The organism is Demequina sp. (genome assembly GCA_024707205.1).
Classification (GTDB): Bacteria; Actinomycetota; Actinomycetes; order Actinomycetales; family Demequinaceae; genus Demequina.
Window position 1 is genome coordinate 1,842,255 of record JANQAD010000001.1, and the last position, 16,898, is coordinate 1,859,152.

Genomic DNA, 16,898 nt, shown 5'->3' on the forward strand with positions numbered 1-16,898 from the left:
CCCAGAACTGGTGAGGCGTGCGCCACACCCGGCCACAGCGTCGGGCCTGCTACTTCTTGGCGTTGTCGCGAACCACTGGGAGCGCGGACACGCCGCGGCGCTCGAGCCCGGGAATCGCGCGCGGGGGGCGGGTGTAGAGCGCCCTCGAAGAGTCGAGCAGCCACGGCACGAGCACCACTGCCACGCCGGGACACAGCACCAGTCGGTGCCGGATGCGCCGCGCCTTGCGGTTGTGCAGCATGCCCTCCCACCAGTGGCCGAACACGTACTGGGGGATGTAGACGGAGATGACCTCGGACCCGTGCTGCTCGCGGTGCTCGCGAATGTGCTCGACGAGCGGCGTGGAGACGTCGCGATAGGGCGACGGAAGGATCGTCAGGGGCAGGCGGATGCGCTGCAGCGCCCAGTTCCGCTCGAGCTCTGGCAGGGCCGACGGGTCGGTCGCCACATGCACGGCCTCGAGGCTTCTGTGCTGGGCGGCGATGGCGTAGTCGAGGGCCTTGAGCACGGGCGTCTGCACCTTGTGCACAAGCACGATCGCGTGGTCGCCGGTGGAGCCGAAGACGGTGCTCGGGTCCGGCTCAACCTGCTGGTCGACGTCGGCGTAATACCGGTTCACCTTGCGCATGAAGAACCACAGGATCGGCATGATCACGAACACGATCCACGCGCCGTGCGTGAACTTGGTGATCGTGACGATGACGAAGACCGTTCCCGTGGTGATCGCGCCCACGAAGTTGATGACGCGGATGCGCTTGACCTTCGCCGCTGCGGCGCCGGGGGCGTGGCCGGAGCGGAGCTTGCGCGTCCAGTGGACCACCATTCCGGACTGGCCGAGCGTGAAGCTGATGAAGACGCCGATGATGTACATCTGGATGAGCAGGTTGACGTTGGCGCGGAAGACCAGCTCGAGCAGCGCGGCTGCCGCGCCCAGGATGATCACCCCGTTGCTGAACACGAGGCGGTCGCCGCGAGCCTGCAGCGCCTTGGGCGCGTAGCGGTCGCGCGAGAGCACGGAGCCGAGGGACGGGAAGCCGTTGAACGCCGTGTTCGCGGCGAGCAGCAGCACCAGGGCCGTCGCGGCCTGGATCGCGTAGAAGCCGAGCGACGTGTAGCCGCCGAACACCGACGCCGCGATCTGCGCGATGACGGAGCGCTGCGCCGTGCCTTCGCAGTCCTCGAAGCCTTGGAGTTCACATGGGTCGGCGGCGTAGTGCACCTGGGTGCGGAGAGCGAGGAAGGTGATGCCGATGAACGCGGTCACGGCGATGGCGCCCATCGTCAGCAGCGTGCGCTGCGCGTTCGAGATCTTGGGGCGCCGGAAGGCGGGCACGCCATTGGCGATCGCCTCGACTCCGGTGAGCGCCGAACAGCCGGACGCGAACGAGCGCAGCACGAGCAGGACGATCCCCGCAGTGGCGAGGTCGTGGTGGCGAACCGTGTACCCGGCGGACTCTGCAAGGGGCAGCGTCCCGAAGACCTCGCGGGCTACACCTACGACGATCATGGCGGCGACGCTCGCGATGAAGAAGTACGTTGGCGCTGCGAAGGCGCGCGACGACTCGGCGACGCCGCGCAGGTTCACGGCGATCAGGAGTCCCACGCAGACGATCGCCATCTCCACGCGCAAGGAGTGCAGCTCGGGGAAGGCGGAGATGAGGTTGTCCACGCCCGAGGCCACGGACACGGCGACCGTGAGCACGTAGTCGACGAGCAGGGCCGACGCCACCACGAGTCCCGCCCTCTCACCCAGGTTCTTGGACGCGACCTCGTAGTCACCGCCGCCGGAGGGGTACGCGCGGATCAGTTGGCGATACGACACGACGACGATGATCATGAGCGCGGCGACCGCGGCCGCCACCCACGGCGCGAACACGAGGAAGGCGAGGCCGCCCGCGGTGAGCATGAGCAGCAGCTCCTGCGGGCCATACGCGACGGACGACAGCATGTCCGAGGAGAAGATGGGAAGCGCCATGCGCTTGCGCAGAAGTTGACCTTCTGCCTTGTCCGTTGAGAGCGGTTTTCCGAGGAACCAGCGCTTGACGTCGCGCGCCGAAGAAGTCACGTATGTCAATGCTACGCGCGCGTAGGTCCACGCATGAAACCGCCTGCTACGACAGGTGTTTCGCGGCGTAAACGGCTGCCGCATCGCGCAACAGGGCCGCGGCGCCCGGCGTGATCTCGTCGTAGTGGCTGCGGAAGCGCTCGTCGTCCACGTACATCTGCGTGAGCGACACGTAGGCCTCCGCGCTCGGCGTCCAGATCTTCGCGACCCACTCGTAGTGGCGAGCCGCGACGTCCTGTACCTCTGCGCTGTCGGGAGCGAGGTGGATGCGGGCTGCGGCGCCGAGCGCCTCGACGATCTCGCGGTCGATCTCCATGTGCCGCCGCTTGCCCTCGGCGCCCATGCGCTCCCAGTTGGCGTTCGAGCTGTCGACTACGGCGTCACCCCAGCGCTCGCGGGCCTCTGGCTCGTACTGGGCGTGCTTGAAGCCCTCGAACATCTCGTCGGTTGTCATGGCGGTTCCCTCTTCCAGGTGGTCGATGGTGCGGCTCACCGTGGCGGCGAGGCGCGCAAAGCGGTCGCGCTCCTTGGTGAGCGCCTTGAGGGTGGTCCTTCAGCAGCCCGACGGCGTGGTCGGGGGCGGCGTCCAGGACGCGGGCGGTGGTGGCCAGGTCCACCCCGAGCTCCTTGAGGATCAGGATGTGCTGGAGCCGGAGCAGCTCCTTCTCGCCGTAGTAGCGCCGGCCATCGGCCGCGGTGTCCGCAGGCGGGAGCAGGCCGATGGCGTCGTAGTGGCGCAGGGTGCGGCTCGTGACGCCGGTTTTCTTCGCGACCTGTGCAATGGGCAGCAATAACATGTTATGAATGGTAGAAGTTGACGCCGCGTCAACGTCAAGCCCGCGTTTTGAGCGCAACGCAGCCACAGCGTCGGGCCGGTTCTAGACTCCCCGTATGACGTCAACGCCCGACATCAAGCCCCGTTCACGACAGGTCACCGACGGCCTCGAGGCCACCGCGTCCCGCGGCATGCTGCGAGCGGTTGGACTCGGCGACGAGGACTTCGCCAAGCCGCAGATCGGCATCGCGAGCTCGTGGAACGAGATCACGCCCTGCAACCTGTCGCTGCAGCGCCTCGCGGCCGCATCCAAGAACGGGGTGCACGCCGGCGGCGGCTACCCGCTCGAGTTCGGCACCATCTCCGTCAGTGACGGCATCTCGATGGGGCACGAGGGAATGCACTTCTCGCTCGTGAGCCGCGACATCATCGCGGACTCGGTCGAGACCGTGATGATGGCCGAGCGCCTTGATGGATCCGTGCTGCTCGCGGGCTGCGACAAGTCGCTGCCCGGCATGCTCATGGCGGCCGCGCGGCTGGACCTCGCCTCGGTGTTCCTCTACGCGGGCTCGATCATGCCCGGGCACGTGAAGCTTAGCGATGGCACCGAGAAGGACGTCACGATCATCGACGCCTTCGAGGCCGTGGGCGCGTGCGCCGCCGGGCTCATGTCCGAGGAGGACCGGCTGACCATCGAGAAGGCCATCTGCCCGGGTGAGGGCGCGTGCGGCGGCATGTACACCGCGAACACGATGGCGTCCGTTGGTGAGGCGCTCGGCATGTCGATCCCCGGCTCCGCGTCCCCGCCCTCCGCTGACCGACGCCGCGATTACTACGCGCACAAGTCGGGTGAGGCGGTGGTCAACATGCTGCGGCTGGGCATCACCGCTCGCGACATCATGACCAAGGAGGCGTTCGAGAACGCGATCGCCGTTGTCATGGCGTTCGGCGGCTCCACCAACGCGGTGCTGCATCTGCTCGCGATCGCGAACGAGGCCGAGGTTGACCTCACGCTCGACGACTTCTCGCGCGTCGCCGCGAAGGTGCCGCACCTTGGCGACCTCAAGCCGTTCGGCAAGTTCGTGATGAACGACGTTGACCGGGTCGGCGGCGTGCCGGCCGTCATGATCACGCTCCTCGAGGCCGGACTCATGCATGGCGACGCCCTCACCGTCACCGGTAAGACCCTCGCCGAGAACATGGCCGAGCTCAAGCCGGAGAAGATCGACGGCCGGGTGGTGCGCGCGCTGAACAACCCGATTCACAAGTCGGGCGGGATCACGATCCTCAAGGGCTCGCTCGCGCCCGACGGCGCCGTGGTGAAGTCCGCGGGCTTCGACAACGACGTGTTCGAGGCGACCGCTCGCGTGTTTGATCGCGAGCGCGCCGCGCTTGATGCGCTCGAGGCGGGTCAGATCCACAAGGGCGACTGCGTCGTGATCCGGTACGAGGGCCCCAAGGGCGGTCCCGGAATGCGCGAGATGCTCGCCATCACCGCCGCCATCAAGGGCGCCGGGCTCGGCAAGGACGTGCTGCTGGTCACCGACGGCCGCTTCAGCGGCGGAACCACGGGCCTGTGCGTTGGCCACATCGCGCCCGAGGCCGTGGACGCGGGGCCCATCGCCTTCGTTCGCGATGGGGACAGGATCACGCTCGACGTGGCCAACGGCCGGCTCGAACTGCTCGTGTCCGAGGAGGAGCTCGCCGCCCGACGCGAGGGCTGGGAGCCGCTTCCCGCGGTGTACACGCGCGGCGTGCTTGCGAAGTACGCGAAGCTGGTGGGATCTGCCTCGAAGGGGGCGGTGCTCAGCTGAGGCCGACTGGTGACCCGGCCACAGCGTCGGGCCGTTGCCAGACTGTGACCAAATCCCTACCCGATCGGCTCACCCAACCTCCAGCCACCCTCTAGCGTTACGTATCGCAAGAGAGGGGATTGCTATGGAGACCCAACGATGAGTCACCCGATGCTGGAACAGTTGTGCGCGGAGCGATACGGCCGCCTGATTGCTTTCGCAACGATCCTGTCCGGCTCGCGTGCCATGGCGCAGGATCTCGTCCACGACGCGCTCCTTTCCGTGTTCAGCCGCTCGCGCAACTTCCCCACTCTCAACGCCGCAGAGGCGTACGTGCGCAAGGCGATCGCCTCAAGGTTCATCGATTCCAAGCGCCGCGAGAGCCGCGATTCCAAGGCCGGCGCCCGGTTCGGGGCTCAGCAGACAGGAACCTACGCGGACCCCGAGGTGCCCGACTCTCGACTCGCCGCAGCGCTCCAGGCCCTGCCCCCGCGCGAGCGCGTCTGCGTAGCACTTCGCTATCTGGACGATCTCAGCATTCAGGAGACGGCGGACGCCTTGGGTCTGGCCCCGGGCTCCGTGAAGCGGTACGTGGCCGACGGCGTGGGCCACCTCAACATGGCGCTCGGGTTGAACGAGGTGGTGGCCGACCGGCCCACGGTTCCGGTCGACGCCCGGAAGGAGGCATCGTGAGTGACCTGCGGGGCATGATGCGTGATCATGAGGCGACAATGGCCGCCAAGGTGGGTGCGGCGCCCGCGCCGGAGGCCGCCAGGCTGGCGAGGTCAGCGAACCGTCGGCACGCGCTCCGCGTGACGTCGATTGCGGCGGCTGGAATTCTCTGTGCAGGAGCGATCGGCGGGGGCGTGTGGGCGCTGCAGCTCCGTCCCAATGACACTTTGCCCGTGGCGCCCAGCCACACGCCGAGTTCGTCGCCAACCGCTTCGCCAAGCCCGTCAGCGGGCGCGAGCGCGTCGCCGAGTTCGTCTCCAAGCGCGTCACCTTCCGCATCCCCGAGTGCGTCAGCCACGCCCGAGCCCACCGAAACCGCGCAGGCGGCGCCTGACTTCGCCTTCCCCTTCGTGAACACGCCCGTGCAGAGCGAGCTCGCTCGCTTCGACGATTTCGACGCGTGGTTCACGGTGCCCGACTTCACGAGCGACGGCGCGAATGTGCTGCTCAACTACATCGGCGCCCAGCCGCAGCGCATCTACTTTGGTGCGTCCGACGGCTCCAAGCTTCGCCAAGTCACTGGCATTGACGAGTTCTACCGGAACACGCAGCCGGTGTGGTCGCCGGACGGGTCACGGCTCGCCTTCGTGGCGGACGACGGGAGTGGCAGCGCGCTCGCGATCATCAATGCGGACGGCTCCGGACGCAAGGTCATCGCGTCGTTGCCAACGATTGACTATGAGGGCGCGTCGTCAGCGCTTCTGTCGTACTCGGGTGATGGCAAGTACATCGCGGTCACGACAGGGGCGGCGCGGCCGAGCTTGCAGACAGCGTGGTGACGATCGTCACCGTGGCCACAGGTGCCACCGAGACCGTCAAGGGGGCGGGCACCGCGACCTTCGCGCCTACCGGTCACGCGTTCGCCTACTATTCGCTCAACTCGAAGGGCGTGCCAGAACTGCGGGTCCGATCCATTGGTGGCTCGGACTCGCGCGTGGCGAAGGTGGGTGGAGTCACCTGGAGTACCTGGGCGGAGGACGGCATCCAGTGGGCACCTGACGGATCTCGCATCGCGTTCGTGAGCTACGACTCCATGGACATGAACGCGATCTGGCACACGGTGAGCCCGAATGGCAGCGGCCTGGTGACGCAGTCCAAGGCGATGGTCGGCGTTGAAGCCGCGTGGAGCCCTGATTCGTCCAAGGTGGCTGTGCGCGACGCAGACAAGAATCGACTGCAGGTGTTCGCCGCGCAAGGCGGCGAGCTGGCGGCGGTGCAGAGTGTGGGCGTCCTGTGCGGATGGGCCGATGCGGATACCGTGCTCGGAACCCAGTACAACAGGGCATTCGCCCACGCCGTCTCGACGGGCACCGAGTGGTGGGGCGACTATGTGGGCCGCCTTGGTGTGTGGGCCGAGCGGCCCGACGGCCGGGCCGCCTATGTCACCACGGCGGAACTTGAGGACCAACGAACGGTGACCTTTGCCTCCAAGTGACGAGCCTCGTACATCGGTCGTACGTCTCAATATGTAAGATGGTGAACCACGATGCGAGATTGTGCCCCCGCAGCGTGACAAGCGAACCTACGGAGGCGTAGAGTCCCTCACATGCAGGCGATCGTCGTAGTACTTACCGGGCGCGCGGACACCTAAGTCCCAGCCAGGCAACAGTCCGCGCGCAGACCCCGAAGCCACCAGGGCCCAGGGGTTTTTCCATGCGAGGCGGATGCGACGGCCGCCTCATCAACGATCAGGAGAGAAGATGGCACAGGTCGAGACACCGAAGCCCTCAGCGGTGCGCACGCGCCCCGTGACCACTCCCGCGGCGCCGGCCGCGCACGCGGGCGAGAAGATGCTGGGCTCCGAGTCACTCATTCGCTCGCTCGAGATGGCGGGCGTCACGGACATCTTTGGTCTGCCGGGCGGCGCGATCCTGCCCGCGTACGACCCCCTCATGGACTCCAAGATCCTGCGGCACATCCTTGTGCGCCACGAGCAGGGCGCCGGTCACGCCGCGCAGGGCTACGCGCACGCAACGGGGCGCCCGGGCGTGTGCATTGCCACGTCCGGCCCAGGCGCCACGAACCTCGTCACGCCCATCGCCGACGCCAACATGGACTCGATTCCGATGGTCGCCATCACGGGCCAGGTGGGCGCGAGCTTCATCGGCACGGACGCCTTCCAAGAGGCGGACATCGTCGGCATCACGCAGCCCATCACCAAGCACAACATGCTGGTGACGGACCCTGAGGACATCCCGCGCGCCATCGCCGAGGCGTTCCACATCGCCACGCATGGCCGGCCCGGGCCCGTGCTGGTGGACGTCACCAAGTCCGCAATGCAGACCCAGACCACGTTCCGGTGGCCAACCCGCGTGGACCTGCCCGGATTCAACTCGGGCTCCAAGCCGCACGCCAAGACGGTGACGGAGGCCGCGCGCCTCCTGGCCACAAGCAGGCGACCCGTGCTCTACGTCGGCGGTGGCGTGATCCGTTCCGGAGCGTCGGCCGGGCTGCGCAAGCTGGTTGACCTCAGCGGCGCCGCGGTGGTCACCACCCTCATGGCCCGCGGTGCGCTCCCTGACAGCCACCCCCAGCACCTCGGCATGCCCGGCATGCACGGCACGGTCGCGGCCGTGGCGGCGCTGCAGAAGGCCGACCTCGTGGTCGCCCTTGGCGCGCGATTCGACGACCGGGTGACGGGCCGCCTTGACAGCTTCGCGCCCAATGCGGTGATCGTCCACGCGGACATCGACCCGGCGGAGATCGGCAAGAACCGCGTGGTTGACGTGCCGATCGTCGGCGACCTCAAGGACGTGTTCGCGGACCTGGTTCCCGCGCTCGCCGAGGAGCAGCGCAAGCACGGCCAGCCCGATCTTGGCGCCTGGTGGAAGCAGCTCGACGAGTGGCGCACCACGTATGCGCTCGGCTACGACCGCACGGCTGATGGCCTTAGCAGCCCCCAGTACGTGATCCAGCGCCTCGGCGAGCTCAACGACTCCGACTCGACGATCTTCACCGCCGGCGTTGGCCAGCACCAGATGTGGGCAAGTCAGTTCATCAAGTACGAACACCCCAACACGTGGATCAACTCGGGCGGCCTTGGCACGATGGGCTTCTCGGTGCCCGCTGCGATGGGCGCCAAGGTGGGCATGCCGGACAAGACGGTGTGGGCGATCGACGGCGACGGCTGCTTCCAGATGACCAACCAGGAGCTCGTCACGTGCGCGCTCAACGAGATCCCCATCAAAGTGGCGATCATCAACAACTCGTCGCTCGGCATGGTGCGGCAGTGGCAGACCCTGTTCTACGACTCGCGCTACTCCAACACGGACCTCAACACCGGCCACGGCACCGTGCGCGTGCCCGACTTTGTGAAGCTGGCCGACGCTATGGGTTGCGTTGGTCTTCGCTGCGAGTCCGACGCTGATGTGGACGCGACCATCAAGCGCGCCAACGAGATCAACGACCAGCCGGTCGTCGTGGACTTCACGGTGTCGCGAGACGCCATGGTGTGGCCCATGGTTGCGGCCGGTACCAGCAACGATGAGATTCAGTACGCTCGCGGCATGGCGCCGCAGTGGGAACGTGAGGTGTAGGTCATGTCCAAGCACACCCTCTCGGTACTCGTCGAGAACAAGCCCGGCGTGCTGTCTCGCGTCGCGGGGCTCTTCTCAAGGCGTGCCTTCAACATCCACTCGCTCGCGGTGGGCCCAACCGAGCACCCGGATATCAGCCGCATCACGGTGGTCGTCGACGTCGAGGAGCACCCGCTTGAGCAGGTGACCAAGCAGCTCAACAAGCTGGTCCACGTGCTGAAGATCGTGGAGCTGGAGAAGGAGCGCTCCGTGCAGCGCGAGCTGCTGCTCGTCAAGGTGCGCGCCGACGCGCGCCAGCGCGGAGACATCCTGCAGGTCGTTGACCTGTTCCGGGCGCACGTCGTCGACGTCTCCACCGACGCCCTCGTAATCGAGGCGATCGGCACCCCGGAGAAGCTCGACGCCCTGCTCGCCGCGCTCGCGACCTATGACGTGCGCGAGATCGTCCAGTCAGGGACCGTTGCCATTGGCCGTGGCGCCCGCTCCATCACGGAGCGCGCGCTCGACCGCGTCAGCGCCTAAGCCTTCAACCCCACCACAGACCTAAGAACAGAAACGAGAGAAGACCAGTCATGGCCGAGATGTACTACGACGACGACGCTGACCTGAGCATCATCCAGGGCAAGAAGGTGGCCATCATCGGCTACGGCTCGCAGGGGCACGCGCACGCGCAGAACCTGAAGGACTCCGGCGTCGACGTGCGCGTTGGCCTCCGCGAGGGATCTCGCTCCATCGCGAAGGCGGAGGCCGCGGGCCTCGAGGTGCTTTCCGTTGGCGACGCAGCCGAGTGGGCTGACGTCATCATGATCCTCGCGCCCGACCAATTCCAGCGCATCATCTACGCCGAGGACATCGAGCAGCACCTCACGCCGGGCAAGGTGCTCGCGTTCGCGCACGGCTTCAACATCCGCTTCGGCTACATTGCGCCCCCGGAGGGCGTTGACGTCATCCTCATCGCGCCCAAGGCGCCCGGCCACACGGTGCGCCGCGAGTTCGTTGCCGGCCGTGGCATCCCGGACATCATCGCGGTGGAGCAGGACGCGTCGGGCCAGGCGTGGGAGATCGCCAAGTCCTACGCCAAGGGCATCGGCGGCACGCGCGCCGGCGTCATCAAGACCACCTTCACCGAGGAGACCGAGACGGACCTCTTCGGCGAGCAGGCCGTGCTGTGCGGCGGCGTCTCGCAGCTCATCCAGTACGGCTTCGAGACCCTCACCGAGGCCGGCTACCAGCCGGAGATCGCGTACTTCGAGGTGCTCCACGAGCTCAAGCTCATCGTTGACCTCATGCACGAGGGCGGCATCACCAAGCAGCGCTGGTCGGTCTCCGACACCGCGGAGTACGGCGACTACGTCTCCGGCCCGCGCGTCATCACGCCCGACGTCAAGGACCACATGCGCTCGGTGCTCACCGACATCCAGACCGGTGTCTTTGCCAAGCGCTTCATTGACGACCAGGACGGCGGCGGCGAGGAGTTCCAGGCGCTGCGCGCCAAGGGCGAGCAGCACCCCATCGAGACCACGGGCCGCGAGCTACGCAAGCTCTTCGCATGGACCACGGCCGTGGACTCCGACTACGTGGATGGTCAGACGGCGCGATGACCAACTATCGCCTCGCGGTTGTCGCCGGTGACGGCATCGGCCCGGAGGTGGTCGCGGAGGGCCTGAAGGCCCTGCGCGCTGCCACCGAGGGCACGGACCTCACCTTCGAGACCACCGAGTTTGACCTGGGTGCCCGACGCTGGCACGCCACCGGCGACACCCTCACCCCCGCGGACCTCGAGGCTATTGGCGGCCACGACGTCATCCTCCTTGGCGCCATCGGCGACCCGTCCGTTCCCTCTGGCGTGCTCGAGAGGGGGTGCTGCTGCCGCTGCGCTTTGCCCTTGACCAGTACGTGAACCTGCGCCCCTCGCGCCTTTACCCGGGCGAGGTCTCGCCGCTTCGCGACGTTACCGAGGTGGACTTTGTGGTGGTCCGCGAGGGCACCGAGGGCCCGTACGTGGGCAACGGCGGCGCGCTGCGCGTGGACACGCCGCACGAGATCGCCACGGAGGTGTCGATCAACACCCGCCACGGCGTGGAGCGAGTGGTCCGCTACGCGTTCCAGGTGGCGGCCAAGCGAGAGCGCAAGCAGCTCACGCTGGTGCACAAGCACAACGTGCTGGTCCACGCGGGGCACCTGTGGCGCCGCACGGTTGAGGCCGTGGCGCCCGAGTTCCCTGACGTGACGTGGGACTACCTGCACATTGACGCGGCGACGATCGTCATGACGACCAACCCCGGAAAGTTCGATGTGATCGTCACCGACAACCTGTTCGGCGACATCCTCACCGACCAGGCCGCGGCGATCTCCGGCGGCATTGGGCTCGCGGCGTCGGGCAACGTCAACCCGGACCGCACGTTCCCCTCGATGTTCGAGCCGGTCCACGGCTCCGCGCCCGATATCGCGGGCAAGGGCATCGCCGATCCCTCTGCGACCGTCCTCTCGGTGGCGATGATGCTGGACTTCCTTGGCCACGCCGAACTGGCCGCACGAGTGGAAGCCGCCGTAGCGTCGGACGCTGCCGAGAAGGTGCCGGGAGTCACGCGCTCCACTTCAGAGGTTGGCGACGCGCTCGCGGCTCGCATCAGGGAAGCCTGACCCGTTTCCATTACTCATAACATGTTATGACTGGCCAGAAGGAGGACCCGGATGAGCACCACTGCCGCAGAAGTTCCGTCGAGCGTTGAGGCCTTCCGGGTAATCCCCAACGGCGCGCCCCACAGCGATGAGGAGAGGGCCGACGCTCTGGCCGACCTTCGCTTTGGCGTCCAGTTCACCGACCATATGGCCCGGATCACCTGGACCGATGGCGAGGGCTGGCATGACCGCCGGGTTGAGGCGTACGGGCCGCTGCAGTTGGACCCCGCGGCCGCCGTGCTGCACTACGGCCAGGAGGTCTTCGAGGGGCTCAAGGCGTACCGCTGGGAGGACGGCTCCGTGTGGACCTTCCGGCCGGAGGCGAACGCGGCGCGGCTCAACCGGTCCGCATGGCGGCTGGCCCTGCCGGAGCTGCCGGGCGAGGACTTCATCGGCGCCATCGAGGCGCTGGTGCGACAGGACTCCGCGTGGGTGCCGAGCGGCGCGGAGACCTCGCTCTACCTGCGCCCCTTCATGTACGCGCACGAGGCGTTCCTGGGCGTGCGCCCCGCGCGCCATGTGGAGTTTCTCGTGATCGCGTCGCCGGTTGGGCCGTACTTCGCTTCCGGGCTCAAGCCCGTGAGCATCTGGATCGAGAAGGACTATCACCGGGCGGCCCCGGCGGCACGGGCGCGGCCAAGTGCGGCGGAAACTATGCGGCCTCGCTCATGCCGCAGATGGCGGCGTACGCGCGCGGCTACGAGCAGGTGCTCTACCTGGACGCGCGCCACGGCACCCTGCTCGAGGAGCTCGGCGGCATGAACGTGTTCATCGTCATGGACGACGGCACCGTCGTCACCCCCGTCATCAACGGCAACATCCTTGAGGGCGTGACGCGCACGTCGGTGATCTCGCTGCTCGGTGAGGACGACATCAAGGTGGTGGAGCGGGACGTGCCGCTGATCGAAGTGCGCGCGGGGCTCGAGTCCGGCACGATCGCGGAGGTGTTCGCGTGCGGCACGGCCGCGGTGGTCACGCCCATTGGGAAGTTCGGGTCCGAGGACTTTGAGCTGACCGTTGGCGACGGCGAGCCCGGTCCCGTGACCGTGGCGATCCGCGAGCGGCTCACGGATATCCAGTACGGACGCGTGCCCGACACCCACGGGTGGATGCGCCGGATCGTCTAGGGCGGCTCTGCACACGGCCCGACGCTGTGGCTGGCTCTCGGGCGTGAGTCGTGTCTCGGCGTCTCAGGAATTCCTGAAATCAGCGAGCGAGATTCGCCACCGCTGCTCCCGTTATCCACAGATTGACACGACTGGGCCCCGGAGAGAGACTGTCAACCTAACGTTGACACGTGCGGATCGTAGCGAGTGCGCGTCGTCATGGTGTCTCTGACGATGACATCCGGCACGCGCTGGCCAATGCCATTCGCTTTATAGATTTCGACTACAGGGGTGAAGACCGATTGCTCGTCATAGGGCCGGACAGAAGCGGTGTGATGCTAGAGATTGTCGCCGTGCCGGTGTCCGCCCCGGACCGAGTGATCCACGCTGATCGACTCCGACCGAGCCGCTACGACTATCTCCGGTGAAGATGATGACGAAGACCAAGCGCACAATCGACGGTGAGATGGCAGCTCTGGACGCCCTTACGCCGGCGACAAATCCGGGACGCGACGCCAAGCACTTCCGAGCGATCATCGCGGCGGTCGCGGCTCAAGAAGCTGCAGGTGCTCAACTCGCTCGCGCAGTCGAAGAAGCAAGGGCCGCGGGAGACTCGTGGACGGCGATTGCCGTAGCCCTCGGAACTTCCCGCCAGAACGCGCAGCAGCGGTTCGGTGGACGTGTCGAAGGGAACTAACCTACGGCACCGTAAGTTAGACTGGCATGATGTGGACCGAGATGTCCTCGCCATCGCTGGTGACGGTGGAGGAGCGCTGCAACCTGACCCAACTCCTGGACCTGCGCGCCGCCACTGCCCCGGACCATACATTCGCTGAGCTCAAGGCGGAAGACGGCACCTGGACGCCCGTGACGGTCGCCCAGTTCCACACCCAAGTCCGCGCCGCCGCCAAGGGCCTCATCGCCCTCGGCATCGCGCCTGGTGACCGCGTTGGCATCATGGCCGACACCCGCTTCGAGTGGGCCGTCATGGACTTCGCGATCCTCGCCGCGGGCGCCGTGACCGTCCCCATCTACCCGTCATCCTCCGCGGCTCAGGTCGCCTGGATTCTGGCCGACGCCGACGTCACCCACGTGGCCACCGACGCCCCCGAGCGGGCAGACGCCGTGGTGGAAGCGTCGGGCAGGCCACTGGACTTGGCGCGCCTTGGCGACCTGGGCGGCGCCAGCGTGAGCGACGCCGAACTGGACGCCCGCACGGCGGACGTGGGCCCCGACGACCTCGCGACCATCATCTACACCTCGGGCACCACGGGGCGGCCAAAGGGCGCGATGCTGAGCCACGCGAACTTCGTGGACCACGTACGGAACATCGAGCGGGACCCTGACTTTGGCGGGTTCGTCGCCGGCGACGCGCGGCTGCTGCTGTTCCTGCCGCTCGCGCACGTGTTTGGGCGGCTCGCGATGATGCTTGCGATGAGCGCCGGCGTGGTGACGGCGTTCGCGCCCAGTCACAAGACGCTCGCGGCGGACATGGCGAGCTTCAAGCCCACGGTGATCGTGGTGGTGCCGCGCGTGCTCGAGACCATCTACAACCGCGCGGACGCGGCGCAGCACGGCGTCAAGAAGCGCATCTTCCGGTGGGCCGCGAAGGTGGCGCGCGAGTACGGCGCCACGCTCCCCGCGGGCCACGCGGGTGTTGGGTTGCGCGCGAGGCACAGCATTGCGGACAGGCTCGTGCTCGCCAAGATTCGCCACCTCACGGGCGGCCAGCTGCGCTACGCGCTGAGCGGCGGCGCGCGACTCGACGCGCACATTGGCAACTTCTTCGAGGGCGTCGGCGTGACGATCCTGCAGGGCTACGGCCTCACCGAGTCCACGGCCGCAGCGCTCGGCACGCCCGAGCCAACCCGCCGCATGGGCACCGTTGGGCGCCCTCTCGCGGGAACGTCGGCCCGCGTGAGCGATGACGGCGAGATCTTCTTGGCCGGCGCGAACGTCTTCATGGGCTATTGGAATCAGCCCGACGCCACGGCAAGTTCGCTGGTAGATGGCTGGTTTGCCACCGGTGACCTTGGCAGGATCTCCGACGGCGCGCTCACCGTGGTGGGGCGCAAGAAGGAGATTCTGGTGCTGAGCTCGGGCAAGAATGTGCAGCCGGCGGTGCTCGAGGACTCAATCCGGACGCACCCGGCGATCCAGGACTCGGTCGTGGTGGGGGAGGGCAGGCACTTCGTGTCCGCACTGGTGGCGCTGGACGAGGGGATGCTGCCCGACTGGCTGACGTCGCACGCGCTGCCGTCGATGTCCGTGGAGGAGGCGTCGCGGGACTCGCGGGTGCGCGAGCTGGTTTCCCGCGCCGTGTCGTTGGCGAATGCCCAGGTGTCTCGCGCGGAGTCGATCCGTGAGTTCCGGATTGTGCCCGCGAGCTTCACGGAGGCGCGCGAGGAGATGACGGCGTCGCTGAAGGTCAGGCGCGACAGGATCCTCGCGAACTATGCGGACGTTGTTGAGGAGATGTATGCGGGCGCTGCGCCGGCTCTGTAGGCGCGTCACACTAGCTGGGCGTGTGCCGCTCGTTTAGGCATCGTTTGCTGACTCCGAGTCGCGCCATGAACCCTTCGAGCGGAGCCTTTGGCTAGTGCGCTAGCCCGCGGGAAATCCGTCTACCTGGATTGGCAACGCGATTCTTGACAAGAACGCGGCGTACCGTTGCGAGAGGTCTTCGCGATAGAGATCGGCCAGACGGGTGAGTGCCACGCCTCTCATTGCGTGGATCGTGGCGAGGTAGTCCGCGTTCACCGAGAAGTTGTGTTTGAAATCCACGACCAGGTCAGGTAGCCCATCGCCCGCTTTGGACAACGGGAGTTGGTGGTAGCGCGGATTGTTATTCCTCATGAAGTCCTTCGCTGACTGGCTCTTTGGGCTCGCATTGATCGAACTCGCTTGAATATCGAGCAAGGAGAGGTGTTCACCGGCGATCAAGTCGGCTTGGTGGTACGCGGGCGCCAGCAAGACGTGCAGAATGCGTTGCCCAATCGACCCGTTCGCTCGCGCGTTAGCGTCTTGCTCGAGCTCACAATCCTGTGTTAGGACGACGGCGTAGGGAAACCGGGTTATCTTCACGACTACTTCTGCTCCCTCTACCGCCACGCACTCAGGTAGGTCGATGTTCCGGACAATGTCACCTTGCGATACGCGGCTGGCGTTCGGCGCCTCAACGGCACTGCGATCCATCAGGCCTCCAGCGGAATGCGGATTTCAAGGTCGCGCCGATGGGGTTTCCGCAGGCGATCAAGGGTCTCGGCTTCATCATGCACAGCCGTCGACACGACCGTGCTCTCGGAGGCCGAGAAGTAGTCCTTAGGAGGCGTCGGAAACTCCATCTCGAAGACGTCGTCAAGATCGGTCATGCTGCTCTCCCGGGTCCGCGAGTCCCATCGCATTGCGAAGGTCATCTGTGATCGCACGCTCGAAATACTTGTAGGCGAGGTGGTTCAGGCTTTGCAGCTCGTCGAGCACTGCAACGCCCGGAATTCGGGCGGCGATCATCGCGTCCGTGTCGAGGAGAAATGGGGCGCTACCAACCGGCTCCGGGAACGACTCGTTTGGGATTCCGAACTGCAAGCGGATCCGTGCTGGCTCCTCGTCGAACTCCATGAGCGACACCGATCGTACGAGCGTCGCGCCCTTTGCGAAGTCGAGGTGGCGAGTCAAGTCGGTAGCGATCAGGTGTTTCCAACTTGGCTGTTCGACTTCAGCCGGGTCGGCTGGCAACGCCGAAATGTGGTCGATGTAGCGAAGACCCAGCCGACGCAAGTCTGGGTATCCGCCGAGGGCGTCGTGCAGGAAGTCAAGTGCGATTGCAAACTGTGCGGAAAAGTCGTGGAAGCGTGTGTACGAGGTAACGGTGTAGGAGAGGAAGTCACGACACAAGGTGATTTGTCCGCTCCCGTCACGAGTGCGAAGCAGCCACATCGGAAAACTGTCGAGAACCTCATGCTCCATGCTTTGGCGTGTGTCCTCGACCGTCAACGTGACTTGCTGAGTCTTCGCATCCTTCAGTTGTTGCCTCGGAAACGCTGCTACAAACTTGGCGACCGAGTCGGAGGTCATCGCGTCGGAAAGCCCGGTAAGAGGGTTCTCAAAGTCGGCGCGCGCAATTACCTGCTTGATCGTGTTGTCGCGATACACGTTGTAGGTGTCACTCATATTTCTCCTTCATTGGGCTCACGACTGCGGGATCCCTCC

At 66.4% G+C, this 16,898-nt stretch carries 15 protein-coding genes and 2 pseudogenes; 11 read left to right on the forward strand and 6 right to left on the reverse strand.

The genetic code is table 11. The features are described 5' to 3' along the window. Window positions 1-49: 49 nt before the first annotated feature. Window positions 50-1,975, reverse strand: coding sequence for an APC family permease (locus NVV57_09425; protein ID MCR6712884.1), 1,926 nt, complete (start codon window positions 1,973-1,975; stop codon window positions 50-52). 136 nt (window positions 1,976-2,111) lie between these two features. Next, on the reverse strand, window positions 2,112-2,519 hold the full coding sequence (locus tag NVV57_09430) for a TipAS antibiotic-recognition domain-containing protein (GenBank protein MCR6712885.1): 408 nt from the start codon (window positions 2,517-2,519) through the stop codon (window positions 2,112-2,114). A gap of 85 nt (window positions 2,520-2,604) precedes the next feature. On the opposite strand from NVV57_09430, the gene NVV57_09435 reads away from it, so the two are divergent. From NVV57_09435 to NVV57_09445, 3 genes are all read left to right on the forward strand, one after another. Beyond that, window positions 2,605-2,859 carry a hypothetical protein gene (locus tag NVV57_09435; GenBank protein MCR6712886.1) on the forward strand — a complete coding sequence of 85 codons (255 nt, stop codon included), beginning with the start codon at window positions 2,605-2,607 and terminating at the stop codon, window positions 2,857-2,859. Between the two features lie 97 nt (window positions 2,860-2,956). After that, window positions 2,957-4,654 carry a dihydroxy-acid dehydratase gene (ilvD, locus tag NVV57_09440; protein MCR6712887.1) on the forward strand — a complete coding sequence of 566 codons (1,698 nt, stop codon included), beginning with the start codon at window positions 2,957-2,959 and terminating at the stop codon, window positions 4,652-4,654. 138 nt (window positions 4,655-4,792) lie between these two features. Next, a complete protein-coding gene (locus NVV57_09445) occupies window positions 4,793-5,326 on the forward strand; it encodes an RNA polymerase sigma factor (GenBank protein MCR6712888.1) in 534 nt (177 codons plus the stop codon). Window positions 5,327-5,351: 25 nt separating this feature from the next. On the opposite strand, the gene NVV57_09450 is transcribed toward NVV57_09445, so the two are convergent. Further along, the gene (locus NVV57_09450) at window positions 5,352-5,663 is read right to left on the reverse strand and encodes a hypothetical protein (GenBank protein MCR6712889.1); all 312 of its coding nucleotides are present in this window, start codon (window positions 5,661-5,663) and stop codon (window positions 5,352-5,354) included. Between the two features lie 52 nt (window positions 5,664-5,715). Between NVV57_09450 and NVV57_09455 the strand changes: the two genes are divergently transcribed. The 8 genes and pseudogenes from NVV57_09455 (at window position 5,716) to NVV57_09490 (ending at window position 15,194) form a co-directional block, all read left to right on the forward strand. After that, window positions 5,716-6,144: a hypothetical protein gene (locus tag NVV57_09455; protein MCR6712890.1), complete on the forward strand. Its 429-nt coding sequence runs from the start codon at window positions 5,716-5,718 to the stop codon at window positions 6,142-6,144. Further along, a complete protein-coding gene (locus tag NVV57_09460; GenBank protein ID MCR6712891.1) occupies window positions 6,138-6,800 on the forward strand; it encodes a hypothetical protein in 663 nt (220 codons plus the stop codon). Before NVV57_09455 ends, NVV57_09460 begins: the two co-directional genes overlap by 7 nt. A gap of 265 nt (window positions 6,801-7,065) precedes the next feature. Continuing rightward, window positions 7,066-8,901, forward strand: a complete 1,836-nt coding sequence (locus tag NVV57_09465) for an acetolactate synthase large subunit (protein ID MCR6712892.1) — start codon at window positions 7,066-7,068, stop codon at window positions 8,899-8,901. A 3-nt stretch (window positions 8,902-8,904) separates the two neighbouring features. Beyond that, window positions 8,905-9,423, forward strand: a complete 519-nt coding sequence (gene ilvN / locus NVV57_09470) for an acetolactate synthase small subunit (GenBank protein MCR6712893.1) — start codon at window positions 8,905-8,907, stop codon at window positions 9,421-9,423. Window positions 9,424-9,473: 50 nt separating this feature from the next. Then, complete coding sequence (gene ilvC / locus NVV57_09475; GenBank protein MCR6712894.1) at window positions 9,474-10,502, forward strand: ketol-acid reductoisomerase; 1,029 nt, start codon at window positions 9,474-9,476, stop codon at window positions 10,500-10,502. Beyond that, window positions 10,499-11,544, forward strand: a pseudogene (locus tag NVV57_09480) (3-isopropylmalate dehydrogenase). Before ilvC ends, NVV57_09480 begins: the two are co-directional and overlap by 4 nt. 51 nt (window positions 11,545-11,595) lie before the next feature. Beyond that, a pseudogene (locus NVV57_09485) lies at window positions 11,596-12,710 on the forward strand (branched-chain amino acid aminotransferase). A gap of 705 nt (window positions 12,711-13,415) precedes the next feature. After that, window positions 13,416-15,194, forward strand: a complete 1,779-nt coding sequence (locus NVV57_09490; protein ID MCR6712895.1) for a long-chain fatty acid--CoA ligase — start codon at window positions 13,416-13,418, stop codon at window positions 15,192-15,194. 99 nt (window positions 15,195-15,293) lie between these two features. On the opposite strand, the gene NVV57_09495 is transcribed toward NVV57_09490, so the two are convergent. From NVV57_09495 to NVV57_09505, 3 genes are read right to left on the reverse strand one after another with little or no spacing between them, the layout of a single operon-like run. Further along, window positions 15,294-15,884: a hypothetical protein gene (locus NVV57_09495; GenBank protein ID MCR6712896.1), complete on the reverse strand. Its 591-nt coding sequence runs from the start codon at window positions 15,882-15,884 to the stop codon at window positions 15,294-15,296. Continuing rightward, window positions 15,884-16,060 (reverse strand): hypothetical protein, encoded by a 177-nt coding sequence (locus NVV57_09500; protein ID MCR6712897.1) that lies wholly within the window; start codon window positions 16,058-16,060, stop codon window positions 15,884-15,886. Before NVV57_09500 ends, NVV57_09495 begins: the two co-directional genes overlap by 1 nt. Continuing rightward, on the reverse strand, window positions 16,047-16,859 hold the full coding sequence (locus tag NVV57_09505) for a TIGR04255 family protein (protein ID MCR6712898.1): 813 nt from the start codon (window positions 16,857-16,859) through the stop codon (window positions 16,047-16,049). The genes NVV57_09500 and NVV57_09505 overlap by 14 nt, the downstream gene beginning before the upstream one ends. Window positions 16,860-16,898 lie beyond the last annotated feature (39 nt).